The sequence below is a fragment of the Bacillus songklensis genome (genome assembly GCF_042649685.1).
GTDB classification, from domain to species: domain Bacteria; phylum Bacillota; class Bacilli; order Bacillales; family Bacillaceae_H; genus Bacillus_BA; species Bacillus_BA songklensis.
Map to the genome: position 1 here is coordinate 53,227 of NZ_JBHRZT010000073.1, position 26,772 is coordinate 79,998.

Sequence of the window (26,772 nt, forward strand, 5' to 3'; positions counted from 1 at the left end):
AAGATGATAGAATAAGAATAATAATGGTTGGATTTCAATAGAAAAACAGTGATTAATTTAACATAAGAGGGAGATTAGAAGTGAATAAAAATACAAAATATCCAGCTGACCATTCATCAGCCTCACAGGATAATGTGATTTTAGAGCATTATGGATTGAATGAATTGAACTTTGAGTCCATTAAAAATTACCGCCAGCGATTTTTATCCGTTAAGCCTGATCACCCCTGGAATGGACTGGAGACGAAAGACTTTTTGTACAAAATTGGTGCCTGGGGAAAACTGCGAAATACGAGCATGGAGGGGCTCACCCTTGCTGGATTATTAATGTTTAGCGAAGAAAGAATTATCACAGAAGTTTTACCTCAATATTTTCTGGAATACAGAGAAAATTTGACTAGTATAATAAATGGGAATTGGTCAAAGCGTTTTACTTCCCAGGATGGAACATGGTCAGGCAATGTTTACGACTTCTACTTTAAGGTCATTGAACAGTTGACTTCTGACTTTCATGAGGATATGAATCCTGACCATGTTCACCATCGCGAGGAGACGCTCATTCGTTCCTCTTTACATGAGGCTTTGATCAATACATTGGTCCATGCTGATTACTATGGTGAAGGCGGTATCATTATTGAAAGAGAAAAGAACTTTTTTCAATTTTCTAATCCCGGAACATTCCTAATTTCTGTAGAGCAGGCCATGCAAGGTGGAACGAGTCATCTTCTCAATCCTACCTTGTTTAAAATGTTCATTTTGATCGGACTTTGCAAACGGGCAGGATCAGGATTGAAAAGCATTGATTTAACATGGAGGACTTTAGGGGGAGACCCACCGGAGTTGATACAAAATACCCAATCGGAAAGAATCATCTTAACACTGAGCGCGATGCCTCGATTGGCGGAGAAAAAAGAAAGGATAAAGGTCCAAAAAGAAGATGAAAAGCAAGCATCAATTCCGGGAAATAATTTATTATTGACGAAAAATGCGGAAAATGAGAACTCCGTAAATAAAGAAACAGACTCCATAAATAAAGATGAGAACTCCTTAAATAAGAGTTTAAACTCCTGTAATAGTGATGAAAACTCCATAAATAAAGATATTTACTCCGTTAATAAGAGTTTAAACTCCGTAAATAACGATGATTACTCCTGTAATAACGGTGCGAACTCCTATAATAACGAAGGTAACTCCTACAATAACGAGTGGGGCTCTTTAGATGATGTAGACCAGTGGAGTAGAGAAGAAGAAGACATCTTAAAGGAAAATGATGTAGAAGCAGAAATGATTGAATTAATGGATAATGAAAGCGAAAGTACAGAGGTTGAGAGCCAATTATGGGAAATCTCAGAGATTGCTAGACGGAAAAAGCGACTTAGTCCTCATAGGATGGAAGAAATCATTGTAAAGCTTGTCGAAAAAAAGCCGCTAATGCTAAAAGAACTGGCTTCCTTATTAGAAAGGACGCCTGATGGACTGCGAAACAATTATTTAACTAAATTATCAAGTCAAGGAAAGATCAGATTAAAATATCCTGACCAGCCTAACCATCCTAGGCAGGCTTATATGATTGCAAAAAAGGGCAGGGAGAGATAAGTATTACGGTGCAGACGTAGAAATTTTCATGATCAAGGAAGAAATAACGGGAATTTTTTTAACGTGATTTAAAAAACTCTCATCGCTTCATAAAAAACAAGGTGAGAGTTTTTCGTTTAATCACTATTTATAGTAAAAAAGATAGATATCGATTTTGGGGTTTTGTGCACGTGGTGCGGACAGTTTTTCTTCATAAGAAGTGCTCCTTTCTGGAAATAGTACTTGGACGCCGGAAATATACGTTCTTTTAAAAGAACAATTAAAAATTGTTCTTTATTAAGAAAGAATCATGATGGCCCTTATATCGTGCTTTGAGAGAAAAGAAGAGATAGAATAGGGGGAAGGAAGTTCCTGATTGAAGGAGTTAGCTTTTATTTTTAGGTGGAATCAGTATATATATAAAGAGGTAAATGATATGGCACAAACGAAAACGAACGCAATGCGTCTTCTAGACGGGAAAAAGATTCAATATAATGTAATAACATATGATAATAAAGATGGTAAAATTGATGGTATTTCGGTAGCGTCTAAAATTGGAAAAGATGTATCGCTTGTCTATAAAACATTGGTAACGCAAGGCAGTAGTCGAAATCTATATGTGTTTGTCATTCCAGTTGAAGCTGAGTTGGACTTGAAGAAGGCAGCAAAAGCAGCAGGGGAAAAGAAAATTGAAATGATCCCGGTAAAAGACATTCAAAAATGGACGGGATATATCCGAGGTGGATGCTCTCCAATCGGAATGAAAAAAGCTTATCCGACTTTTATCGACAAAACCGCTTCTGAACTAGAAACCATTGTAGTGAGCGGAGGAAAAATCGGCATTCAAATTGAATTGCCGGTCGAAGAACTTCAAAAAGTGACAGAAGCTGAGCTGCAAGATGTTATTAAATGAAACATCACCCGATGGAGGGAGTTACTGCCTGTTGGAGCAGGATAAAATAAAGATGACATGTTATACAATACAAGGAGCATGTAAGCATACTGACTTTTCACATCAGTTTAGCAGCATGGAAAGGATGTTTTGATGAGTAAAATATTAGTATTAGCTGAAAAGCCTTCTGTAGGCCGAGATTTAGCAAGGGTGTTGAATTGCCCTAAAAAAGGAAACGGTTATTTAGAAGGAAATCAATATATCGTGACGTGGGCTTTAGGACATTTAGTGACATTGGCAGATCCGGAAGCTTATGATGATAAATATAAATCATGGAATCTAGAAGATTTGCCGATGCTTCCTTCACATTTAAAACTTGTGGTCATTAAAAAAACAGGCAAGCAATTTCAAACTGTAAAAGCCCAAATGAACCGAAAAGACGTCAAAGAGATTGTCATTGCTACAGATGCAGGACGCGAAGGGGAACTTGTGGCAAGATGGATTATCGAAAAAGTCCATATCCAAAAACCGATTAAGAGGCTATGGATTTCATCTGTCACGGATAAAGCTATCAAAGAAGGGTTTCGCCGTTTAAAAGATGGCAAAGAATATGAAAACTTATACGCTTCAGCTGTTGCACGTGCAGAAGCGGACTGGGTTGTAGGAATTAATGCGACCCGTGCTTTAACGGCCAAGTATAATGCCCAGCTTTCTTGCGGGCGGGTACAAACACCAACGCTTGCCATGATTGCAAAAAGAGAGGAAGAAATTAAGGAATTTAAACCGAAAACGTTTTATGGAATCACAGCGGTGACAAATCAGTTAAAGCTGACATGGCAAGATTCCAAAACAAAGGATATAAAAACTTTTTCTAAGGAAAAATGTGATCAAATCCTTTCTTCTCTTCGAAACCAAAAAGCAGAAATTGTCGAAGTAGAAAAGGCGTATAAGAAAAGTTATTCTCCGCAGCTTTATGATTTAACGGAACTTCAGCGTGACGCCCATAAAAAATTTAATTATTCTGCTAAAGAAACACTTTCTATTCTACAAAAACTTTATGAACATCATAAGGTGGTCACTTACCCGCGGACCGATTCTAGATACTTATCTACGGATATGGTCGAAACGTTAAAAGAAAGAATAGAAGCCTGCAGCATGAAACCTTACAACCAGCTTACTGCCAAGCTGTTAAGACTGCCTATTAAGGCCAAGAAATCATTCGTAGATGACAGCAAAGTGTCAGATCACCATGCAATCATTCCAACAGAGCAATCTGTTTTACTCAGCTCGTTAAGCGATAAAGAACGAAAAATTTATGATTTGATCGTGAAACGCTTTTTGGCGGTCTTGTATCCGCCATTTGAATACGAACAAACCACAGTTAAAGCAAAAATAGGCAATGAATTGTTTACGGCAAACGGAAAAATCGTACAAGCTCAAGGGTGGAAAGAAGTATACGAAAACAAGTATGAAGATGAACAAGGAAAAGATGAAGTAGCGGACCAAACCTTGCCGGCTATTCAAAAAGGCGACATCTTGCCAGTAACCTCTTTCATTCAAACAAAAGGGGAAACAAAACCGCCTGAGCGTTTTAACGAAGGAACTTTACTGTCAGCCATGGAAAATCCGGTAAAATATATGGCTCATGAAAACAAAGATTTAATCAAAACGATTGGGGAAACAGGCGGATTAGGTACGGTTGCTACAAGAGCCGATATCATCGAGAAGCTATTCAACAGTTTCTTAATCGAAAAGAAAGGAAAAGAGATTTTTATCACCTCTAAAGGAAAGCAACTACTGGACTTAGCACCGGAAGAGCTCAAATCGCCGGCTCTTACAGCTCGGTGGGAGCAAAAGCTCGGAGCCATCGCAGCGGGCAAAATGAAAAAGCAGACATTCATTAAGGAAATGAAAGACTATGCCAAAACGGCTGTTCACCAAATTAAAAACAGCGAAAAGAAATTTAAACATGATAACCTGACAGGAAGCAGATGTCCAGACTGCGGCAAGCTGATGTTAGAAGTGAACGGAAAAAAAGGGAAGATGCTTGTCTGTCAGGACCGTGAATGCGGACACCGCAAAAACATTGCGAAAATCACTAATAGTAGGTGTCCAAATTGCCATAAACGTCTAGAGCTTCGAGGTGAAGGAGAAGGACAAATTTTTGCCTGCAGCTGCGGTCATCGCGAAAAGCTGTCTACATTTAACGAAAGAAAGAAAAAAGAGAAGAACAGCAAAGTTTCCAAAAAAGATATTAATAAATATCTTAAAAATCAAGACAACGGGGAGCCTTTGAATAATCCGTTTGCGGAAGCTCTTGCTAAATTTAAGCTTAAATAAGATTCAAAAAGAGAAGTGCCATTTGTTCAGCACTTCTCTTTTTATTTTTATAGCCTTGAGAAGGCGAGCGCGTTCTAGGCATTCACCTATTCGTTCTTTCTGGCATATGTTAGTCTATATGACCATGTATTTTTATCTCGATGAAAAAGGGGAGTTTGCGATGACTGGAAGAGTAATTAATTATTATGCAGGCGGCAATACAGCACGCGGATTTTACAGCTTGTATGAATCCAATCTTAAAGGTATGGATCGTCTGTTCATTTTAAAAGGGGGGCCGGGGACAGGGAAGTCTTCCTTGATGAAACAAATCGGGGCAGACTGGAACAGCAAAGGATATAATGTTCAATATTTACATTGTTCCTCCGATAATGATTCGATTGATGGGGTTATCATTGAGCAGCTAAAAGTTGCTATTGTAGACGGTACAGCACCTCACGTCATTGAACCAAAAGCTCCCGGTGCGGTGGAGGAGTATGTGAACTTGGGAACAGCATGGGATTCTGGTAAGCTATGCGGCCACAGGGAAAACATTGTTCAATATAATCAAAACATTAGCGATGCTTTCCAATCGGCTTATTCTTGTTTTTCCCAGGCATTAAAAATTCATGATAATTGGGAAAAAATTTATATAGCCAACATGGATTTTTCAAAAGCCAATGCTTTAACTGAACAATTAATGAAACAACTTTTCCAGCATCAAACATTAAACAAAAAAGCTGATGTTCGCCATCGTTTTCTTGGAGCTGCCACTCCAAAAGGAGCTGTCGACTTTGTTCCTAACTTGACGGAGGATGTATCAAACCGCTATTTTATCAAAGGAAGACCGGGATCTGGAAAATCGACGATGTTGAAAAAAATTGCGGCAAATGCAGAAGAACGAGGTTTCGATGTGGAAGTGTATCACTGCGGCTTTGACCCAAAGAGCCTCGATATGGTCATTGTGAGGGAGTTGGGATTTGCCATTTTTGACAGTACAGCACCTCATGAATATTTCCCGGAAAAAAGTTCAGATGAAATTATTGATATGTACGGAACACTCATTAATGCAGGAACAGATGAAAGATATGCAGAGCAGCTTTTAGATGTTTCCGGACGGTACTCTGCCAAAATGAAGGAAGCAATCTCTTATTTAGCTCAAGCAAAATCACTGCATGATGAGCTGGAAGCCATTTATATTGAAGCGATGGATTTCGGAAAAGTAGAAGAAATCAAAGAGGAAATCCAAACGGAAATTGAGCAGCTTTCACAGAAATAGGAGAAAGTTTACCGTTATAAGGAAACAGCGGATATCTACTAGGATATCCGCTGTTTCTTTACTCTATATCAACTTCTACTCCATAATGATCGGAGATAATCGGCTTATTCGTTCCATTAAATATTGCATTGGATGATTTCACTTTTATGGGCTGGTTAACCAAAATGAGATCGATTCGAAGATCTTTCCTATTTTGATCCCAGCCGGCAATTTTCCCTTTAACCGTTACACCGCTGTCTTTTTTATGTGCGAGATGATACGTATCATATAAACCTTTCTTCATGATATAATCGTATCCTTCTCCACGGACAAGGGCATTGTTATTGAAATCACCCATCCAAAAAGTCAGGGATTCTTTCTTTGTCTGGTTCATAAGGGAATCCATTTGATATTGAAAAGGCTCTTCCTCATCTTGCCACCAGCCAAGATGGCAGGAGTAAAACGAAATTGGCAAGCTTTGATAGTTGATTTGAACACCGACGATTTTACGGGTTTTCCAATAGTTTGTATCGTCTTGCTTTGAGATGAAAAAGGAATCGTCTTTAACGATTGGGTGTTTTGTTAAGATGGCTACTCCTTCTTCGTACACTTCATACCCAATATGAGCAAAATCCCAAATCAGTTCATAATCCGTCACGCCAAGTTTTTGTAGCTCTTCCAGCAACACAACTGCAAAGTTATCCTCTTTTAAAAGTCCTGATATGGCAGGGGCATTGATGGATTGACTGACTTCTTGTAAAGCAATGACATCATATGATTTTTCTTTAATTGTTTCTGCTAGACATTTGATTTTGTTCAGCTGATTCTTGCCAGGAATGGCAATTTAATGTTAAAAGCTTCATGACATTACGCTCCTAAACGGTCTTGAATGTCAGACTTCAATACGTCTGCTTTCGGACCGTAAATGGCTTGTACTCCTTTATCTTTTACGATTAATCCTAATGCGCCGTTTTGTTTCCATTGCTGCTCTGAAGCTACCGCACCTATATCTTTTACTGTTACGCGTAGGCGTGTCATACAAGCATCTACGTCTTCAATGTTTTCCTGACCGCCTAATAAACTGATAACGGTTGTAGCAAGAGAACCATCGTTCGTATTTGTGCCTGTTCCGCCTTGTGCTGCTGAAATGTTTTCTTCTTCAATATATTGAAATTTTCCTCCTTATGTATCCGTTTTCTTTATTCGAAAAATAAAAGGTGTAAAATTTTAAACACTATGAATCTACTTGATTGCTTTCTGTGCATATTTAAGTGCAACCGCTTGTATATTTTTTCTAATCAAAGCTGTTTTATAATGCAATAAAAAAATGAAAAGAAAATCTACTTTTTGTATTTGTAAAAAAACTGAATGAATAAGTCTATAGAACTGATTTCTGGATTCTGTATAAGTCAATTGGATGTGTTTTTATAATTATAATTATAATTGTAGGTTTTTAAAGGGATAGGGCCGAATGTTCCTTTCTAAATCTGGATTTTTAGAATAGGGGGATTTATGTGAAAGGAAAATTACGTATGACAGCGATTGCAACAGCGTTAGCATTCAGTACAATGGTAGGGGGAAACTTTTCAGCAAGTGCACAAGCGCAAGGAAAAGAAGCCCAGTCCAAAAATTACCTTGTTGCTTTTAAACAAAATATACCGGCTAACTACGAGTCACTAATCAAAAATGCGGGCGGAACAGTAGTGCGGGCTCTTCCGGAAATCGGAGGATTGGAAGTGAAATCAAGCCAATCATCCTTTCTTGATAATCTAAAAGAAATCTCGTCGATTCAAGCGGCAAATTTAGAAGTCACTCACCATCTTGCCTATAAAGAAAATGATCCAGCTGCGGCAGACGGACAACCCATAACAGACATCCCTCAACCTGAAAATATCAATAGTTACTGGAAGTATCAATGGGATATCCAAAATGTCACCAATACTGGAGAATCTTATAAGCTTGAAACAGGTGGAACTGAGAACTCAAATGGGACCGTGAAGCATAAAGCCGTGGTAGGAGTGATTGACAGTGGAATCGATCCGAATCATCCAGACTTGAAAGCTAACTATTTAGGAGGAGAAAACTTTGTTCCTGCTGGAGTAGATGAAACAGAAAAAGGAGAGGCTTCAGACGTGATCGACCGTGATGGACATGGCACGCATGTGGCTGGTTCCATTGCGGCAAATGGAAAAGTGAAAGGAGTAGGGCCAGACCTCGGTATTCGTTCTTATCGCGTATTTCCTGCAAATGCCGGCGCGCCGACGGCCTGGATTGTGGATGCCATTGTCGCATCAGCCGATGATAAGGTCGATGTGATCAATATGTCCATCGGCGGTTTTGATATCTTGAAGTATTACTATGAAGGAAATCGGTATAGTGATATCGCAGATGTTCTCTTATGGAAGCGTGCCATTCAATATGCCGTAAATAAGAATGTAACAGTGGTGGCAGCAGGCGGGAACGAATCGTTAAATTTAGACGATAAAAAAATGGTAACGGATTACTTAAATCAAGAATACGGTGACCTTGGCTTAACATTTAGAGGCCCTACTGTCGAAGTTCCTGGTCAAATTCCAGGTGTCATTACGGTTTCTTCCTCTAACAAATGGTCGACTGATAAAATTGCCTTCTATTCCAATTATGGAAATCATTTTATTGATGTAGCGGGTCCGGGCGGTGATAATGGCCCTGTATATGCTGAAACTGGAGATTTAAATAAACGTGATTTCCACTATCGTGCATTAAGTACATGGCCAACATATTTAGAGCCGTATTTTACAGCTAATTTGCACAATTATGCTCTGCTTCATGGCACATCCATGGCATCTCCGAAAGTGGCGGGGATTGCAGGGGTTATTAAAGCTGCCCATCCAGAATACACACCTTCTCAGGTAGAAGCTCTTATCCAACAAACAGCCAAAGATTACGGAAAACCTGGACAAGATGCACTGTTTGGGTTTGGAGAAGCCAATATTTATAACGCTTTAACAAGTAAAAAGTAAGACTAAGAGGCGACTTGAAAGGAATAAGGACATACTTTTCAAGTCGCCGCCGGCAGCCCCCTTCATGAGAAGCTAAGGTTAAGGGCTTTAATGACGGGGTCTTTCAGTTATTTATTGTTAGAAACTGATGGTTCAGCCTTTTTTGTTTTAGCTATATAAATATAAGACATGTAAGCAGAAGGAAACTGGAGAACCATTAAAAACTTTCATCTCTTTCTTTCGGTCGCTATAATGAGGATAAGTAGAAGAAAGTGATCTCAATGTCCTCAAAATTGCGGGTAAAGGGTGGAAAATCGTTGAAAGACAATAAAGTGGCTTTTATTACGGGGAGCGCGACAGGGCTAGGAAAACGTACAGCCATTGAGCTCGCCAAAAAGGGATTAAATATTATTCTGAACTATAGGAGTAGTGGAGAAAAGGCAAGAGAGTTGGCATCCCTTTTGGAGGAGGAGTATAAAATCCGTACCCTTGTTTTGCAAGGAGATATATCTGAATATAGTGATTGTGAATCCATGGTTTTCCGTGGTATGGAATACTTTGGCCATATAGATATTTTAATTAATAACGCAGGCCCGTATGTATTTGAACGAAAGCGTATGATGGACTACGATGTAGAACAATGGAATTATATGATTAATGGGAATTTGAACAGCGCATTTTATCTGTGTAAGTTTATCATTCCGGCTATGCGTCAAAAAGAGTGGGGGCGGATTATCAATATAGGATTTGACCGGGCCCAAACGGCGCCGGCCTGGAAGTATCGTTCCGCGTTTGCGGCTGCTAAAACCGGGTTGGTCTCACTGACCAAGACTCTTGCGTTAGAAGAAGCGGATTATGGCATTACAGTTAACATGGTATGTCCCGGTGATATTAGAGGAGAATGGAAAGAAGCGGATATAGCGGATGTCCGCCAAAGGGCAGAAGGGCAAGCATCTTTGCCTCGTATAGGAACAGGGGAGGACATCGCCCGTACCATTGCTTTCTTATGTGAGGAGAATTCCGATTTTATTACCGGTAGTATTATTGAGGTAACAGGCGGAAAAGATGTATTATCAAAAGTAAAAGAGTAAAGGTGAATGTCAACAAAGCAGGCAGGTATTATGCCTGTTTTTTCGTCTGTATAAAGCTAGGAACCGCAGCTAGATAACAAGAAAAGCGGAGCCGCAGCTAAATCAGGGCAGTGATCCCCCACTTAATCTTCTCCGATTACGCTAAGTTTTGAAGTGGGGATCTTACTGCCCGTTGATGTAGGATAAATCGTTTGCTGCAAGGGGATGTAATCATATAATATGACATGTCTTGATCAGTTTTGGTTATCTTGTTTATCCCCCATATGGCGTAAAGCACTCCGGTATTCGCTATCGCGTATAATGGCATCTTCAGCTTTTTTGTCTTTTTCATCTTCTGTTGGGGAGGGATTCCGAAATTGTTGAAGAGCTTGTCGGTAGCCCTGGTCCCCCATTTTATCGGATGAATCTTGTTTTGGCTTTTTAGACGTTGGTACAGTAGTTATTTCACGGGTTATATTTGATGTGCCATCGATGACTTCCGATGTGACTTCACTCTCTGTAGGGGCTGCAGATACATTTGCTTCATATTCTCTTCGTTCTGCTACAGCGGCCTGCGCTGTTTCCGTTCTTTGCTTGTTTGAAGAAGAGAGGGAACGAGTATTAACGATAATTAATCCAAATATGAGAGCCACGGCAATGATAATACATAAGGTAACAATTAACATGATTTCACCTCCGGCTAGTTTTGGACTTTCTTATTGCTCCTGGGTGAGTCTTTTTGTGACTTGAGCTACTCGTTCTCCTAGAGCTCTTCCAAGAGCCAGACCATGTTCGGAAATCGGCTCTGTTCCTTCGACAGGGCAAGTGATACCCGCCCCGTAATAGGAACCGTAGAACGCATTTTCCGGAACGTTGCCTGGGAGGCCGACAATCATCATCCCTTGATGCAGCATAGGAGTAATAAGGTTCAGCATGGTGGATTCTACGCCGCCGTGTGTCGTTGCTGTTGTACAGAAGACAGCACCCACCTTATCAATTAGTTTTCCTTGGGCCCATAGGTATCCAAGTTTATCAATCCATGCTTTTAAACCTGAACTGATGGTGCCGAAATGGCCGGGGCATCCCCAAATGATTGCGTCCATATCAGGCAGGTCATAAACATCAGCTTCGTTAACATGACGAATGTGAACATTTGCTCCTTCTACCTGTTTTGCTCCCTCTGCGATGGAGCGGGCAAGAGTTTCTGTATGGCCGCCTTCACTATCATAGACAATATAGATGTTCATGTTTTTCTTCTCCTCCTGTTAAATTCTCCTTCTTACGCTTCTGGTGCCTGTTTAGGGCCAGGGAGTAAAATAACGCTGTCCTCTTGTCTTGAAGCCTTCGTTTTGATAACCTTCTTATCTTTACGCACATCCCGCAAGAATAAACTTAAAACAACTCCTGAAATCGCAAAGCCCATCGCCCAGAAAAAGGCATCATTGATTCCCATAATAGTCGATTGTAATTTGGTCTGTCCGGCTAACAGGGAAACAGCATATTGTTTTGCTTGTTCCACCGGCAAATTCAAAGTTTGTGCCACAGAGTGAGCAAACGATTCAAAAGAGCTCATGAAAGCAGGGTCATTTGTTCTCATTCCATTTGCCATGGAAGCGTAATGATCTGCAGATCGATTGGTGAAAATAGTGGTAACAAAGCTGGTTCCCAATGAACCGCTGATTTGTCGCAATGTATTGGACATGGCTGTTCCATGGTTATTGAGTTCTCTTGGTAGCTGGTTAATTCCAGCTGTCATAATGGGCATGGAAATCAGGGACATCCCGAAAAAACGCAGCATATTCAAAACTAAGATATGATCATAAGACGTATTCACTGTAAGTTGTGTAAATTCATATGTTGTTACCGCTGTGATGAATAATCCGATCACTGCCAACGGACGCGGTCCCACTTTATCAAACAATATGCCTGATATTGGGGACATGATTAGCATGACGATAGCCCCTGGCAACATTAGAAGTCCAGATTCAAGTGCCGTAAAACCACGCAGATTTTGCAAGTAAATAGGGAGTAAAAACATTCCCGTAAACATCGCAACCGTCACCAAAACGTTGATAATGGTGGATAAAGAAAACATATCATATTTGAACACCCGGAAATCAAGCATAGGGGTTTTGGAACGTAATTGTTGAACAATAAATATTGAAATGAAAATAATTCCAACAATGATATTAACGATTACGATCGGATCGGTCCAACCGCTTGAACCAGCTTCGCTCACCCCGTATAAAAGGGTAGAGAATCCAACAAGGGATGCGAATGTACCGAGTAGGTCAATTTTAATTTTTCTTGGCTCTACAAGATTGCGAAGTTTAAATACCGCAATGATGAATACAATCGATCCGAGGGGAACCATACCATTAAACATGATGCGCCAGTCGTAGTGTTCGATAATCCAACCAGACAGGGTCGGACCAACGGCAGGAGCGAACATCATGGCTAAACCGAAAATTCCCATCCCTTTCCCCCGGCTTTCCGGTGGGAAAATGGTTAAAATAATAGTCATGACCAGCGGGGCAAGAACACCGCCGCCCACAGCTTGAATCAAGCGTCCTGTTAACATTGCGGAAAAGCTTGGAGCTATCCCGCATACAAAGGAGCCCAGGGTAAAACTGAGCATTGCGACTAAAAACAAAACACGGACTCCAAACCGTTCAATTAAGAAAGCTGATAGTGGAACAAGGACACCGTTTACCAGCATATAACCGGTAGACAACCATTGGATGGTGTTAGCATCGACTCCAAATTCCGTCATGAGATGCGGGATGGCAACATTTAACAATGTTTGGTTTAAAATTGCCAAAAATAGGCCCAGCATCAGCACGACCAGCAATGGAATATGCTGTGACATCCCATTTTGTTTTGACGCTGTTGTATGAGAGGTCATTCGTAAAATCTCCTTTCTTCAAACGATATCGTTTGATTAATTTGCAACGATCAATCTATCTATGGCTTTAACAGCATCTAATCGATTCATCAATTTTTATCAATGCTGACTTCTGCATTCATTCCTGGAACAACTTTTTCAGAATAGCCGCTTATAGAGATTTTAACCGGGATTTTTTGTGTAACTTTTGTGTAGTTTCCACTTGTATTTTGCTGTGGAAGAAGCGAGAATACTGAATTTGTGGCATGCCCGATTTCTTCTACTGTGCCTTTGAGTGTTGCGTCAGCATCGCCATCAATGGTTACATCCACATCAGCCCCTACTTCTACGTCATCAAGATCTGTTTCATCAATGTTTGCCGTTACGTATAATTTGTCCATATCCACAATTTGAACTAAGGTTTGCCCCGGCTGTACCATTTGTCCCTCTTTTACACCGTTTTGAATGATAGTTCCATTCATAGGTGCCTTCACGGATACAGAGTTTGTACCATCGGATACATTTCCGACTACTGCATCTTTTGATACTGTATCTCCTTCTTTTTCTGCCCAGTTTGCAACTGTGCCGCCAATAGGTGACATGATCTTTGCGATATCTCCCGTTACATGTGCATCTTCTGTTTTAATGTAATTTGCGTTTTGGTTGTAGTAGTACACACCTCCGATTGCTAAAGCCGCTACTACTAAAATTCCAAAGATGTTAAATAAAATTAAACGTCCTTTCATTCGATATTTCTCCTTTCTTAGTATAAAGATGGTTCGTTCCCGTCCATCAGGTACTTTGCTGGAAGGAATTTTTTAACAAAGAAGTTTGTTGGATATTAACTTTATTATAAAGATACTTTACAATAAAGAAACTTTATCACAAAGATATTAATTGAACAAGGGTTTTATTATTAATTTTTTTGTGGGAAAATGGAATTATAATTTAGTTATCCTAGTTATAAATAAAGAAGGAGTCTAGGGGATGAATGAATTGAACGGAGAATTAAAAAAACAGTTAGAGATCATGCATGAAGTGATGGAAATATTTATTAAATACAATAAAAAGCTCATAAAAGAAAGCAATGAAGAGTCGCCTTATAAGCTCACGCCTACGAAATATTACATGTTAAAGATGATTTATAACGCCGGAACTTGCATGGTGATGGATGTAGCCCGAAAGTTGGATTTATCTTCTGGGGCAACGACGATTATCTTAAAGCAATTGGAAGAAGAGGACTTGATTATTCGTCTAAGAGATAAGGATGATCGACGCGTTGTTTGGCTCCGGTTAACAGACGCCGGGAAAGCGTTTATTGAGAAAAAATTGGAGAAGAGAGATAAATTTTTATTGAATATTTTATCTAAACTGTCTGCAGAGGAAAGAAGTCACTTTTTAGGGTTGCTAGAAAAAATGGCAGGGGAGATTAAAGAAGAAATCGAAAAAAGTTCTTAAAATCTATCCTGCTAAATTCCCTTTAAATACATAGCGATAAAGTGCGTGGTGCAAAATTAAAGGAAAAACACTCCTCCATTCAATCTTTGAGTAGAGGAGGCTTAAAAATGATCTATCAGTTGTAGATTATACAAAACGGCACAGGGCTTCCTTGTCGTTTTTTCTTTTAATCGTTTTTATATAAGCAACGTAATTTTTCAACATGAGTTATTCTGTTTTATTTTATCCAGAACCCTTCCGTTCTTACATCTTGAAAAACTGACATGGCTGCTTTTGGCCATACCGGATTTTCAACGTGGATTCATATACAAATAAATATATAATTAAAGTAACCTAGCAAACAATCTCTTCTAGTGAGATAATATAATATACATATTTTCGACAAATTTTTTGTGAAACGGTCATAGCACTTTTATCCCGTTGTTTTATGATTCAGTAAAGTAAAACCTCGCTCGGTGGGAGGGGCCTACTACCCGTTAAAGCAGGATAAAGTTTTTGATAAAGGAGAATTTTAAAGCTTTGCGAAATCAAAGAAGCAAAAGGTTAAAAATGATAATCGCAGCAGCGGTTCTCATCTTAATTTTTCTCGTAGGTATGAATGTGATTGCTTCATATTGGAGTACAAAAAGGACCATCGAACTATCTATCGCGACTCAAAGTGTACAAATAGCAGAAACAGCGGCCGCTTCCATCAATGTGGAACAGTATAAACGTTTTTTGGCTAATCCGACTAAGAATGAAGATTACTGGAAAATCCGGCGAGCCTTAAATGATATACGAAAAAAAACAGGAGCTTTATACGTTTATACCCTTCAAATTGATGATCCAAATCAATCAAAAGTGTTAATTGCAGGTTTTCCGGATCATATCGATTATGGCATTGGTGAACCCTGCACTGTTCCTGCCGCTCAATTGCAAAGGGCTTTAAAAGGGAAAACCTATTTCACTTCAGTGATTGAAGATCCTCATTACGGGACATATATATCGGCAGGAGCTCCCATTAAGGATGCACAGGGAAAGATTGTTGGTTATTTAGGGGTTGATACAGGGGTTGGGGTGTTAAAGAAAATCGAAGAGAAAGTACTTCAGCATAATGCTGTTACGTTTATATTTAGTGTCCTGTTTGTTCTCATTGTACTTATCTCCTTCTATATGATGCAAAAGTGGTATCAAAAAGAGTTAAAGAGAGAAATAGGGGATGCAGAAGCCACCTATCAAGGAGAAATTCACTCTATTTTCGATTCAGTCCGTTCCTTAAGGCATGATTATCTGAATCACATACAAGTACTGCATGGGTTACTAAAACTGCAAAAGTATGAGATGGCAGTGGACTATATGGATTCACTTATCAAAGAAGCAAAAGTGATTGATATAACCAATATGAAGGTAGATCATCCTGCTTTATTAGTTCTTTTCCAAACCAAAAGGGTACTGGGACAAAGCAACAAAACATCCGTGATGTTTGAAATAGACGATGATTCATTCCAATATATGAAACCTACAGATCTTATTAAAATTTTATCGAATTTAATTGATAATGCAATGGATGCTGCCGTGTATTTGGAAGAGGGAGATAGATGGATAAGGGTTGCCTGCAAGAGAACAAAAAGCGAGTACGTGTTTGAAGTAGAGAATTCGGGCCCAACGATACCAAAGGTGGAGAGAGCGCGAATCTTTCAAAGAGGCTATTCAACTAAACCACAAACATTGGGTAAAGTAAGAGGACAAGGGCTATCAATCGTACAAGAAACCGTGGAGAAGTATGGCGGATCGATTAGTGTGAAATCGAGCCATGGAAGAACTACATTTACAGTATGGATTCCAGTGGAAGAAAAAAATTGATTACTATAGTGAACAAGAAAAAAGACCCATCAGGGTCTTTTTTCTTGTTTTGACCGATTTTTTTATGTCGAAAGAGAGGGTAATAAGTTCTTGGGGTCAACAATTATTTACTAACAACGGAGGTAGGGTATGAAAAAGGGATTGTTAATTGCTTTAATATGCTCATTTTATAATATCACATCCCAAATGAATTTTATCGGGCTAGAAAACTATAAAAGAATGTTCAAAGCAGATGACTTGTTTTGGACATCGCTTTGGAACACTCTTTATTTCGTTTTGTTCTCTGTTCCTCTCACTACATTGGGTGCTATCTTACTGGCTGTATTGCTGAATCAACGTATAAAAGGAATGAAGATATATCGTACTATTTTTTATTTGCCTGCTGTTTTATCGGGTGTAGCTGTTTATTATTTGTGGATACAGCTGTTAAACCCATCTACGGGTCTCGTAAATACTTTTTTGGGATGATTTGGGATAGAAGGACCCGCCTGGTTGTTCGATCCCGAATGAACCAAACCGGCTCTTATTTTGATGAAAATGTGGAGTGTGGGGGGAGGGATGCTCTTGTATCTGGCAAGTCTGCAAGGTGTTTCTCCTCATTTGTATGAAACAGCAGATCTTGAGGGAGCCAACGCGTTCCAAAAATTAATCCATATTACACTGCCGATGATTACCCCTGTTATCTTTTTTGATATTGTGACAAGTACAATCGGGTCTTCATATATCCTTCTATAAGTACAAATAACTTAGATTAACGGATAGCTTTTGCGGTTTCTGTCAAAATATAAATAAATTCACTCTCCTTTTTTTGGAAACAAAGATGGGAAAAGTTTAAACTTGTCTATACAAGATGCTATACTTAAGATAAAGCAAAAAAATAACAGGATGTGTGTAGAATGATAAAGTGTGTTGCGATTGATATGGATGGAACACTAGTAAATTCAAAACATGTTGTAAGTGAAGAAAATGCTCAGGCTATTAAGCTTGCTCAGTCACAAGGGATAGAGGTAGTCATTGCAACAGGTCGTTCTTATCAAGAAGCGAGATATGTACTTGAAGATGCTCATATTCGCTGTCCTATCATTTGTGTAAACGGGGCGGAAGTGCGTTCTGTTGAAGGCAACAAATTATATTCGATTCCTCTTCAGTTAAAAGAAATACATATGTTAACCAACACTTTAAATGAACTGGATATTTACTACGAAGTATACACGGATGAAGGTACGTATTCCCGGGACTATGATAAGGCCATCTCAACGATCATGGATATTTTCATGAGTGCAAACCCCCGTCAAGACTATGAAAAAGCAATAGAAGGAGCAAAAGCTCGCTTTGATAAAGGGATGGTTAAGCTAATCGATAGCTATGAGCCGCTGTTTGAGAATCCAGCAAAGGAAATTTATAAGTTATTAGCATTTTCGTTAGATCAGGAGAGTTTAGCGGTAGCTACAGGACGTCTAAAAAACATTGAAACGGTTGCCGTAAGTTCTTCCGGGGCAGAGAACCTTGAAATTACCCATTACAATGCCCAAAAAGGTATTGCGTTAACAAACTTTGTAGAGCAAAGAGGCATTTCATTGTTTGAAACAATGGCTATCGGAGATAATTACAACGACGTTTCTATGTTTAAGAGAGTAGGAAGAGCTGTAGCCATGGGAAATGCTCCTAAGGATATTCACAAAATATGCCATACCGTCACGGCTACGAACGATGAGAACGGTGTAGCCAAAGCCATCTTAGCAATATTGAGCGAAAACCGCTAACTATGTTAAAGTCTAGTCCCATGGCCTAAAAAGAGAAGAGGCTGTCCCATAAGTCTCGAGTTAATGATAAAAGTTGATCTTTACTGAAAGGACCCGTCACGGAATCCTGTGATTTTGCTGGATTTTCATGACGGGTCCTTTTAGGGGGATGACTCAAAAGGTATGGCCTTTTATACCTTTTGAGTCATCCTCTTTTTTATTTTATGGAAACAGATTCTTTATTTCCTTCTATATAGTTACGGTATGCACCATGATTAGTTGGTCCTACATACTGGTTTAATGGGAAGGAATGGCGAATTGCTTCTGTAATGAATGTTTTGGCGGTTGAAATGGCTTCTTTTACCGGCTTTCCTTTTGCCAATTCAGCTGTAATAGCTGCAGAATAAGTGCAACCCGCACCATGAGTATAGGATGTATCGATTCGATCGGATTCTAAAATGTCAAATGTTTTTCCATCATAAAGAACATCTACAGCTTTTTCATGTTGTAACTTGCCGCCGCCTTTAATAAGAACATATTTAGCACCAAGTTCATGAATTTTGACAGCGGCCTCTTTCATTTGATCAATTGTGCGGATAGCTCCGATGCCGCTCAGTTGGCCTGCTTCAAAAAGGTTTGGTGTAACAACTGTCGCTCTTGGCACAAGGACATCACGAAGACTTTCAGCTGTTTCCGGGTGAAGTACCTCATCTTCTCCTTTACATACCATTACTGGGTCAACGACAACATTTTTCAGGCCATGCTTATCAATTGTCTCAGCGGCTAGTTCAATAATTTCAATTGATCCAAGCATTCCGGTTTTTAGGGCGTGTACCCCTATCCCTTCTACAATCGTTTTAAGTTGTGCTCGTAATGTTTTTATGTCAATAGGAAACACATTATGTGACCAACCGTTATCCGGGTCCATTGCCACAATTGTAGTAAGAGCTGTCATTCCATAAACGCCGCGTTCTTGAAAGGTTTTTAAATCAGCTTGAATGCCGGCACCGCCGCTGCTGTCAGAACCGGCGATTGTTAGAGCTTTATACATAGTCATAAAAATCCCCCTTAGCCGCTACTTTATATTTAAGCAACGATATTTTATTCAATATATATTATTCTATAGGTGAGAGGAGGCATATTCAAACTTTAATATTACTGGTTGCAAAACCAATTGTGAATCTTTCTTTTATTGACAACCTCTTTCTTCTATTTGAATTGTCATGTATTCATTAGATTTTACATAGGAAGGTCGATTTTTAGTTTTGAATCAATCGACTCATCATGAATAAAAATACTATGCTAATAAAATTTAATGTATTAATTATAATACGATTTATTAAATTTTTATTAGATGTTTTGTTTTAATATTCAATAATTATATTGACATAATTAGGGGTGGTATTTATATTTATAGATAAATATTTATTCGAAGTGAAAAAGGTTAGGTAAATAAAAGTGACAGTCGATCCCGCCCGATATATGAGAAAGCCCGGGCTTGAAAAAATGCGTCTGTGACGATTAGAGGATATGGCTAATATGCCTTTTGAGGCCACACCAAACAATGGTGAGTGAAGCTGTTCGCCGAGCAGATGGGATTGGAAATCAAATGATCAAAACATTAACGAAATGAGGAAAAAAGGGATGAATATTCAATCAGTTGTCAGAAACGTATATCCTAATTTAACGCCTTATATATGCCAGCTGGCTGATCTTCCGATAGAGGAATTGAAAGAAGCGCTGCAAAAGGAGACAGTCTATAAACTATCTTTTAATGAAAACCCGCTTGGTCCTTCTCCAAAAGCTTTAAAAGCAATGGGTGAAGCACTGCAATCGTTGAATTTATATCCAAGTTCTAAAGGGGAAAAGCTTCAGGAAGCCATTGCCCAGCGTGAAGGCGTTCAAAGAGACCAAGTGCTTTTATCCAACGGAGCAGATGAGATGATCAACTTAGCCGCTCAAACATTTTTGGAGCCAGGAGATGAAGTCGTTATACCAGCTGTGACCTTCGTTCAATATGAAGCAGCCGCTCACCTGATGGGGGCTGTACCTGTTAAAGTTCCAATGACAGGAAAGCTTGAAATCGATTTAGAAGGCATCATCCAAGCCATTACAACCGAAACGAAGATGATTTGCCTTTGTAACCCGAATAACCCGACAGGTGCCATTATTTCAGACAAACAGATGGGGGCATTCTTAAAGCGTGTCCCGAAGGATGTAGTTGTCATCATTGATGAGGCGTATTATGAATATGCTGATTCATCGGAGTTTTCAACAGCAGTGAAGTATATAAAAAACCATGAGAATGTACTTGTGGTTCGAACGTTTTCTAAAATCTATTCTCTCGCTGCTGCTCGTATTGGCTATGGTATAGGAAATGAAACTTTAGTTGAAGCTATTCATCATGTACGCCCGCCTTTCAATGTGAACGCCATTGCACAGGCAGGGGCTCTAGCAAGTTTGAATGATCAGGAACATGTACAGGTTTCTAAGCAACTCAATGAAAAAGGAAAACAACTCCTTTATGAAACATTTGAACAGCTTGGGTTTGAATACGTAAAAACAAACGGCAACTTCGTTTATGTAGATACAAAGATTGATAGTGATCATCTTTTTCAGGAGTTAGCTAAAAAAGGTGTAATTGTCCGGATATTAAAGGGCTATGGCCTGCCTGCCTCATTGCGTGTATCAGTCGGGGCAGAAGAAGAAGTAAAAGCTTTTATTCAGGCGTTAAATGAGATTTTATAGAGAAAAAGGGACATGGCGATAGGGAATGGTTATATGTTCCATCAGTGGGGGTCTTGCTGCCCGTTAATGCGGGATAAAAAGAGGGAAAGGTCATGCCTTGCCCTCTTTTTATTTGAAACGTTGATCGTTTTATCTTTACGATCACACTCTAAAGTATGAATTGTTCTTTTTGGGGTAAAGGTAATTTTGATAGCTGCTCCTTGATGTAAACACGGGGCACTCTTCTTCCGATTAAACAAACAACCTCATAATTGATGGTTCCCATGAGGGATGCGATGTCATCAACGGATTGGAAGGACGTTTTATTATACCCGAAGATGACTACTTCGTCTCCTGCTGTACTGTTTGGAATATGTGTAACATCAATCATCATCTGATCCATACATACGCGTCCTGTCACCGGAGCAGTTTCACTGCGTGTTAGAACCTTTGCACGGTTGGAGAGAAGGCGTGAAATCCCATCTGCATATCCGATTGGCAGTGTAGCAATGATACTATCCTGTGAAGGAGCAAAGGTGCAGCCATAGCTGATCGGTTGAGATGCAGGTACGGTTTTTAATGCAGCAATTTTCGTTTTTAAGCTCATCGCTTGCTGAAGCTGAATAGCATGTCCTTTTAAAGAGGCATCAGGATATAACCCGTAAAGAGCGATACCCACGCGTACCATATCTAAATGCATATCCGGAAAGTTCATAGTCGCTGCACTGTTACAGCAGTGTCTAATTGGGATATGAATGTTGTTTTCTTCAATGTACTCTACAACCGACATGAATGTTGCAAATTGTTTGCGTGTATAAGAAGGATCTTCGCTGTCAGCGTTAGCAAAATGCGTAAAGATTCCTTCTAGATATAAAAAAGGAGAGTTAATGGCCTTTTGGGCAAGTACCAGCGCTTCCTCATTAGATGTTACACCAATTCTTGACATGCCGCTGTCAATCTTCAAATGAATAGAAGCAACTTTTCTCATGTGTGTTGTTTGATGAATGATCTCATTTAACACATCTTGAGAGAAAACGGTTAAGGCAATGTTTTCTGTAATCGCTTTCTTTACGGAGCGGACAGGTGTGTACCCTAAAACAAGTATAGGGTGAGAGATGCCCGCTTTCCGTAGTTCCAGTGCTTCATCTAATAAGGCGACCGCCAAGTAGTCTGCTCCTGATTCTACCGCTGTTCGAGCAATTTCCACAGCGCCGTGGCCGTATCCGTCTGCCTTTACTACAGCCATTAGTTTCGTTGAATCTTTTACATAGTTTCTAAACTGCTGGACATTATGTTTAACCGCCTCTAGCGAAACTTCCGCCCATGTGTCCCGGTAACTTTGATGAATCATAAAACCATCCCCCTGAATGCATGTATGAAAAACCCCTCAAGAGAGAGTCTTGAGGGGAGGCATATTGTGTGGTCGAACAATAATTATTAGTTTGCAACTAATTCTTTTTCAAAAGCTTTTTCAACTGTTACATAATCATAGCCAAGATCTCTTGCAACTGCCTCATATGTGATTTGGCCGTTTGCGACGTTTACACCCAGTTTTAGTGCTTCATTTTCAGAAATCGCTTTAAGTACCCCTTTGTTCGCGATTTGTAAAGCGTAAGGAACTGTTACGTTTGTTAAAGCGATTGTAGATGTTCTTGGAACTGCACCAGGCATGTTCGCAACAGAGTAGTGAAGAACACCATGTTTTTCGAATGTTGGGTTATCATGAGTTGTTACATGATCGCTTGTTTCAACGATACCGCCTTGGTCGATCGCAACGTCTACGATAACAGAGCCAGGTTTCATTGTTTTTACCATTTCTTCTGTTACAAGCTTAGGAGCTTTTGCACCAGGAATTAGTACCGCACCGATTAAAAGGTCTGCTTCTTTCACCGCTTCTGCGATATTGAATGGGTTTGACATCAATGTTTTGATTTGGTTACCGAAGATGTCATCTAACTGACGTAAACGGTCAGCACTTAAGTCGATGATTGTTACATCAGCGCCTAAGCCGATTGCCATTTTCGCAGCGTTTGTTCCTACAATACCGCCACCGATGATGGTTACTTTACCGCGGTTTACACCAGGTACGCCTGCAAGAAGGATACCTTGACCACCGTTTGTTTTTTGCAGGAATTGTGCACCGATTTGTGCAGCCATGCGACCGGCGACTTCACTCATTGGAGTAAGAAGCGGAAGAGTGCGATTGACCGCCACAGTTTCGTATGCGATTGCGATAACGCCTTTATCTTTAAGAGCTTGAGCTAAAGCCGGCTCAGCAGCTAAGTGTAAGTAAGTGAATAAGATTAATCCTGGACGGAAATAGTTGTATTCACTTTCAAGAGGTTCTTTAACTTTCATAACCATTTCAGATTGAGTCCAAACGTCTGCAGCGCTTTCAAGGATTTCAGCGCCGGCATTAGCGTAATCCTCATTTGTGAAACCGCTTCCAATTCCGGCATCTTTTTCTACTAAAACTTTATGACCAGCGTTTAAGAATGAAACTACCCCCGCTGGAGTAAGAGCAACGCGATTTTCATTATTCTTAATTTCTTTAGGTACACCGATAATCATATCGTGATTTCCTCCCTTAACAACTTGCTTTGTATTACCTTGTGGCTTCAGTATAAAACGTTTTCATCATTTTTTCTTTGTTGATAAAGGAGAAAGATTTCACGAGTTTTTGTTGTTTTTCACAAAACGTTCACAATTACTTGAACTTCTCCAGCTTGAGGTCAATGTAGAGCGTCATTTTTTGATTTGGATCTTTCAGATTGATCTCCCCGATTTCACTAATCCGTTTTAGTCTGTAATTCAATGTATTAGTATGGACATTCAAGGTTTTTGCTGCTTCATTGACGTTGTTATCTTTATTTAAAAAGGCTTCAAGCGTTTCTACGAGATCACTGTTATGTTTATCATCGTATTCGTGAAGTTTCTTTAAGGCATGATTTTCGTATCCATCATTTGTGCGTTTCTCCAAAAGGACATCAATGAACTGGTAAATGCCAAGATTTTGATAACCATGAATTTCATTTACTTCAGAAGGGAATTTTTCCTTCATGGATAAAACGGTCAGTGCTTCACGATATGCTTTCTCTACTTTTTGATAGTCACTGTAGACACTGCTGAATGCTGGTTTGATCGATTTTACTGCAAATCGTTCTTCCATTTTATGAACAAATGTCTGAACAAAATCATTCAATTTATTTAAAGGCTGGTCTATCTGATGGAGAGAAACCAACAAAATAAATTGATGATGATCAATTGTATAAAGGGCAGTCTTCAAACGCTGATTTGTTTGTAAAAGGTATGAAATTTGTTTTTCTTCTTCATTTGTTATATCTTCCTCAAACTGAAGGACGGCGACGGCAAATGAAGAAGGAGGCGTAATTTTCAGTAACCGAAAATTCTCCATGGTTTCTTCATTTGATTGGATGTGACCTGTGAGCAGCTTCCAAAAGAATTCCTGAAATCGTTCTTCTTTTTTATTTTTTCGGGCTTGAAGCTGTAAAAGTTTATTTTTTGCTGCCTCGGCTGCTTGCTTTAATAAAACCAAATCTTGCTCGTTCAAGGACTTATCCACTTCTAAAGCCCAGATAAAGCCTAATACTTCTTCATTCTTCCATATAGAAACCGCTACACGGTCACCTAAACCAATATCATCCATCGTTTTGACACGGACAGGTTCACGGCTTTTTAAGAGAGCGGGGATCACGCCTTCCTTCCAAAGGTTATTAATGACCTTTTCGGGAACACGGCGGCCGATGATAGTAGACACTCTCGCTGGGTCCGTTCTTTCATCATGAGTGCTGTAAGCAATTAGGCGGTGATTTGCATCTTCTATTGTAATAGGGCAATGAAGAACCTCACTCACAACATCAGCGAATTCCTCTAAACTATCAAAGTTCCCCCTAAAAGGATCATTTTTTATATATGCCATATAAAATCCCTCTTTATCTAAATATATTTGATTTATTATTGTTTTTTTGATAATCTAATTAACGTTACGGTTTGAGGATTTGTGTAAATCAACAAAATTATAACGTAATTTTTTAGTATTTCAACAATAAAAGTTCATTCACAAAAATGTTAAAATTATACCGTAAAAGCTTCAAAGATTGCTTTTATTAAATGAAAGCGTTAACATTACGGATGCAATGGAGGTGGAACTGGCCACATTCTAAAAACCATAAGCAAGCAAAAAAATTTCATGGGGATTTTTTAATTTTTCTCCTTTATTCAATAAGTAGTCAATTGCCATTATCCATTTATTTATGATTGAAGGAGAAGAGGTAACAAGAGATATCTGTAATTTTAACAGTATGATTACACCATTATAAACATCAGTAGTTATAATGAAAAGCCTATAAAGCATGGGGGATTAAAGCTTTTAGTAATTATAGGTTAATGATTGGGGGAAGAGATGATGCAAAACAATTCTTCAGGTAAACAGTTGCAGCGCGGCTTAGAACAAAGGCATATTACGCTTATGTCTTTAGGAGCGGCGATTGGGGTTGGGTTATTTCTTGGTTCGGCATCTGCCATTAAATTAGCGGGTCCTGGTATTTTGTTAGCGTATGCATTTAGCGGTATGATCATGTTCTTTATCATGAGAGCGCTTGGTGAGATGGCGATTCAAAAGCCTGTAGCAGGGTCTTTTAGCCAATATGCTCGTGACTATTTGGGACCGCTTGCAGGTTATATAACAGGATGGAATTATTGGTTTTTATGGGTTGTTACTTGTATGGCTGAAATTACAGCGGTAGGAATTTACATGGAATTCTGGTTCCCTGATGTTCCGCGTTGGATTTGGGCGTTAGCGGCATTAGTGATTATGACAGCTGTTAACTTCCTTGCCGTAAAAGCATATGGAGAATTAGAGTTTTGGTTTGCCCTTATTAAAATTGTTACGATTATCTTTATGATTGTTACAGGTATCGGCATGATCGCATTCGGTATCGGTAATGGTGGAATTGCGACAGGCATCAGCAACCTTTGGGAGCACGGAGGTCTTCTTCCAAACGGTATTACCGGAGTATTAATGTCCTTACAAATGGTTATGTTTGCTTTCTTAGGTATTGAGATGATTGGTATCACAGCCGGGGAAGTGAAAAATCCTGAAAAAACATTATCAAAAGCCATTGATACTGTGTTCTGGCGAATTCTCATTTTCTACGTGGGTGCCTTATTCGTGATTATGTCTATCTATCCTTGGACAGAAATTGGCACAAAAGGAAGTCCGTTTGTACTAACATTCGATAAAATTGGAATCCCTGCAGCGGCAGGAATTATTAATTTCGTTGTGTTAACAGCTGCCCTTTCTTCTTGTAACGGCGGTATCTTCAGTACAGCGCGTATGTTATATAACTTGGCAGAACATGGGGAAGCGCCAAAAACATACAGTAAATTAAACAAAAACGGTGTACCTAGTTTTGCGGTTTTAGCGACTGCAGGAGCTCTATTAATTGGAGTAGTCTTGAACTATATAGTCCCTGCTAAAGTATTTACGTGGGTAACAAGTATTTCAACTTTCGGTGCAATTTGGACATGGTGCATGATCTTATTATCACAAATTCGCTATCGCAAAAGCTTAAGCCCTGAGCAAAAACAAGGCTTAAAATATAAAATGCCTTTATATCCTTTTACGTCTTATTTGTCATTAGCGTTCTTAATCGGGGTAGCCGGTTTAATGGCGTACTTCCCAGATACACGAATTGCTTTATTCGTTGGACCGCTTTGGTTAGTGATTCTAGTAGCACTTTATTATGGCAAAGGATTCAATAAAAAAAATAAAGAGCAAAATGCAGCTGCTAAACAAGTGAGTTGATTGAGGAAAGGAACCTCTTAGAAGCGTTGTTAGGGCCAATTAGGGAAATCTAACTCGTTCTGAGAGGTTTTTTATGTCCCATTTTTTGGAATGATTGTTTTTCATATCAATGGTTGGCAGTTATCCGATGGACTGACATCATAAGGATAATCGAAAACTCGTACCTTAAAGGGAAAACATAAATTTTCGTACGTAAAAAGG

Annotated in this window: 21 protein-coding genes and 2 pseudogenes; 13 read left to right on the forward strand and 10 right to left on the reverse strand. The window is 39.3% G+C overall.

Annotated features, from left to right (window positions below):
• Positions 1-80 precede the first annotated feature (80 nt).
• The 4 genes from ACFOU2_RS23515 (at position 81) to ACFOU2_RS23530 (ending at position 6,061) form a co-directional block, all read left to right on the forward strand.
• On the forward strand, positions 81-1,595 hold the full coding sequence (locus ACFOU2_RS23515) for an ATP-binding protein (protein WP_377918764.1): 1,515 nt from the start codon (positions 81-83) through the stop codon (positions 1,593-1,595).
• Positions 1,596-2,010: 415 nt separating this feature from the next.
• On the forward strand, positions 2,011-2,487 hold the full coding sequence (gene ybaK, locus ACFOU2_RS23520; protein ID WP_377918765.1) for a Cys-tRNA(Pro) deacylase: 477 nt from the start codon (positions 2,011-2,013) through the stop codon (positions 2,485-2,487).
• A gap of 132 nt (positions 2,488-2,619) precedes the next feature.
• Complete coding sequence (locus tag ACFOU2_RS23525; protein WP_377918767.1) at positions 2,620-4,806, forward strand: DNA topoisomerase III; 2,187 nt, start codon at positions 2,620-2,622, stop codon at positions 4,804-4,806.
• Between the two features lie 160 nt (positions 4,807-4,966).
• Positions 4,967-6,061 (forward strand): PRK06851 family protein, encoded by a 1,095-nt coding sequence (locus tag ACFOU2_RS23530; RefSeq protein ID WP_377918769.1) that lies wholly within the window; start codon positions 4,967-4,969, stop codon positions 6,059-6,061.
• A 58-nt stretch (positions 6,062-6,119) separates the two neighbouring features.
• Here ACFOU2_RS23530 and ACFOU2_RS23535 read toward each other — a convergent pair.
• Positions 6,120-6,903 (reverse strand): annotated as a pseudogene (locus ACFOU2_RS23535) (endonuclease/exonuclease/phosphatase family protein).
• Positions 6,904-6,907: 4 nt separating this feature from the next.
• Positions 6,908-7,267, reverse strand: a pseudogene (locus tag ACFOU2_RS23540) (glucose PTS transporter subunit EIIB); the annotation flags it as partial.
• Between the two features lie 341 nt (positions 7,268-7,608).
• Between ACFOU2_RS23540 and ACFOU2_RS23545 the strand changes: the two are divergent.
• Positions 7,609-9,042, forward strand: coding sequence for a S8 family serine peptidase (locus ACFOU2_RS23545; protein ID WP_377919165.1), 1,434 nt, complete (start codon positions 7,609-7,611; stop codon positions 9,040-9,042).
• A gap of 296 nt (positions 9,043-9,338) precedes the next feature.
• Positions 9,339-10,112: an SDR family oxidoreductase gene (locus tag ACFOU2_RS23550; protein ID WP_377918770.1), complete on the forward strand. Its 774-nt coding sequence runs from the start codon at positions 9,339-9,341 to the stop codon at positions 10,110-10,112.
• Positions 10,113-10,345: 233 nt separating this feature from the next.
• Here ACFOU2_RS23550 and ACFOU2_RS23555 read toward each other — a convergent pair whose 3' ends face one another.
• The 4 genes from ACFOU2_RS23555 to ACFOU2_RS23570 form a co-directional block, all read right to left on the reverse strand.
• Positions 10,346-10,777 carry a hypothetical protein gene (locus tag ACFOU2_RS23555; protein WP_377918771.1) on the reverse strand — a complete coding sequence of 144 codons (432 nt, stop codon included), beginning with the start codon at positions 10,775-10,777 and terminating at the stop codon, positions 10,346-10,348.
• Between the two features lie 30 nt (positions 10,778-10,807).
• Positions 10,808-11,338 (reverse strand): NAD(P)H-dependent oxidoreductase, encoded by a 531-nt coding sequence (locus ACFOU2_RS23560; protein WP_377918772.1) that lies wholly within the window; start codon positions 11,336-11,338, stop codon positions 10,808-10,810.
• Between the two features lie 32 nt (positions 11,339-11,370).
• Positions 11,371-12,996: a DHA2 family efflux MFS transporter permease subunit gene (locus tag ACFOU2_RS23565; protein WP_377918773.1), complete on the reverse strand. Its 1,626-nt coding sequence runs from the start codon at positions 12,994-12,996 to the stop codon at positions 11,371-11,373.
• A gap of 89 nt (positions 12,997-13,085) precedes the next feature.
• On the reverse strand, positions 13,086-13,721 hold the full coding sequence (locus tag ACFOU2_RS23570; protein ID WP_377918774.1) for an HlyD family secretion protein: 636 nt from the start codon (positions 13,719-13,721) through the stop codon (positions 13,086-13,088).
• A gap of 241 nt (positions 13,722-13,962) precedes the next feature.
• On the opposite strand from ACFOU2_RS23570, the gene ACFOU2_RS23575 reads away from it, so the two are divergent.
• The 5 genes from ACFOU2_RS23575 to ACFOU2_RS23595 all read left to right on the forward strand — a co-directional run bounded on the left by ACFOU2_RS23575 (position 13,963) and on the right by ACFOU2_RS23595 (position 18,038).
• On the forward strand, positions 13,963-14,433 hold the full coding sequence (locus ACFOU2_RS23575; RefSeq protein WP_377918775.1) for a MarR family winged helix-turn-helix transcriptional regulator: 471 nt from the start codon (positions 13,963-13,965) through the stop codon (positions 14,431-14,433).
• A gap of 519 nt (positions 14,434-14,952) precedes the next feature.
• Entirely contained in the window at positions 14,953-16,275 is a 1,323-nt protein-coding gene (locus ACFOU2_RS23580; protein ID WP_377918776.1) for a sensor histidine kinase, read from the forward strand.
• 129 nt (positions 16,276-16,404) lie between these two features.
• Entirely contained in the window at positions 16,405-16,743 is a 339-nt protein-coding gene (locus ACFOU2_RS23585) for a carbohydrate ABC transporter permease (protein WP_377918777.1), read from the forward strand.
• Positions 16,744-16,803: 60 nt separating this feature from the next.
• Positions 16,804-17,010 (forward strand): hypothetical protein, encoded by a 207-nt coding sequence (locus ACFOU2_RS23590; protein ID WP_377918778.1) that lies wholly within the window; start codon positions 16,804-16,806, stop codon positions 17,008-17,010.
• 161 nt (positions 17,011-17,171) lie between these two features.
• A complete protein-coding gene (locus tag ACFOU2_RS23595; RefSeq protein ID WP_377918779.1) occupies positions 17,172-18,038 on the forward strand; it encodes a Cof-type HAD-IIB family hydrolase in 867 nt (288 codons plus the stop codon).
• A 196-nt stretch (positions 18,039-18,234) separates the two neighbouring features.
• On the opposite strand, the gene pdxK is transcribed toward ACFOU2_RS23595, so the two are convergent.
• Positions 18,235-19,074, reverse strand: coding sequence for a pyridoxine/pyridoxal/pyridoxamine kinase (gene pdxK, locus ACFOU2_RS23600; protein WP_377918780.1), 840 nt, complete (start codon positions 19,072-19,074; stop codon positions 18,235-18,237).
• Between the two features lie 587 nt (positions 19,075-19,661).
• Here pdxK and hisC point away from each other — a divergent pair.
• Positions 19,662-20,765, forward strand: coding sequence for a histidinol-phosphate transaminase (gene hisC / locus ACFOU2_RS23605; RefSeq protein WP_377918781.1), 1,104 nt, complete (start codon positions 19,662-19,664; stop codon positions 20,763-20,765).
• 148 nt (positions 20,766-20,913) lie between these two features.
• On the opposite strand, the gene alr is transcribed toward hisC, so the two are convergent.
• The 3 genes from alr to ACFOU2_RS23620 all read right to left on the reverse strand — a co-directional run bounded on the left by alr (position 20,914) and on the right by ACFOU2_RS23620 (position 24,684).
• Positions 20,914-22,095: an alanine racemase gene (gene alr / locus ACFOU2_RS23610; protein WP_377918782.1), complete on the reverse strand. Its 1,182-nt coding sequence runs from the start codon at positions 22,093-22,095 to the stop codon at positions 20,914-20,916.
• An 86-nt stretch (positions 22,096-22,181) separates the two neighbouring features.
• On the reverse strand, positions 22,182-23,315 hold the full coding sequence (gene ald / locus ACFOU2_RS23615; protein ID WP_377918783.1) for an alanine dehydrogenase: 1,134 nt from the start codon (positions 23,313-23,315) through the stop codon (positions 22,182-22,184).
• 136 nt (positions 23,316-23,451) lie between these two features.
• Positions 23,452-24,684: a PucR family transcriptional regulator gene (locus ACFOU2_RS23620; RefSeq protein WP_377918784.1), complete on the reverse strand. Its 1,233-nt coding sequence runs from the start codon at positions 24,682-24,684 to the stop codon at positions 23,452-23,454.
• Between the two features lie 486 nt (positions 24,685-25,170).
• Between ACFOU2_RS23620 and alaP the strand changes: the two genes are divergently transcribed.
• The gene (gene alaP, locus ACFOU2_RS23625) at positions 25,171-26,571 is read left to right on the forward strand and encodes an alanine permease AlaP (protein ID WP_377918785.1); all 1,401 of its coding nucleotides are present in this window, start codon (positions 25,171-25,173) and stop codon (positions 26,569-26,571) included.
• The last annotated feature ends 201 nt before the right edge of the window (positions 26,572-26,772 follow it).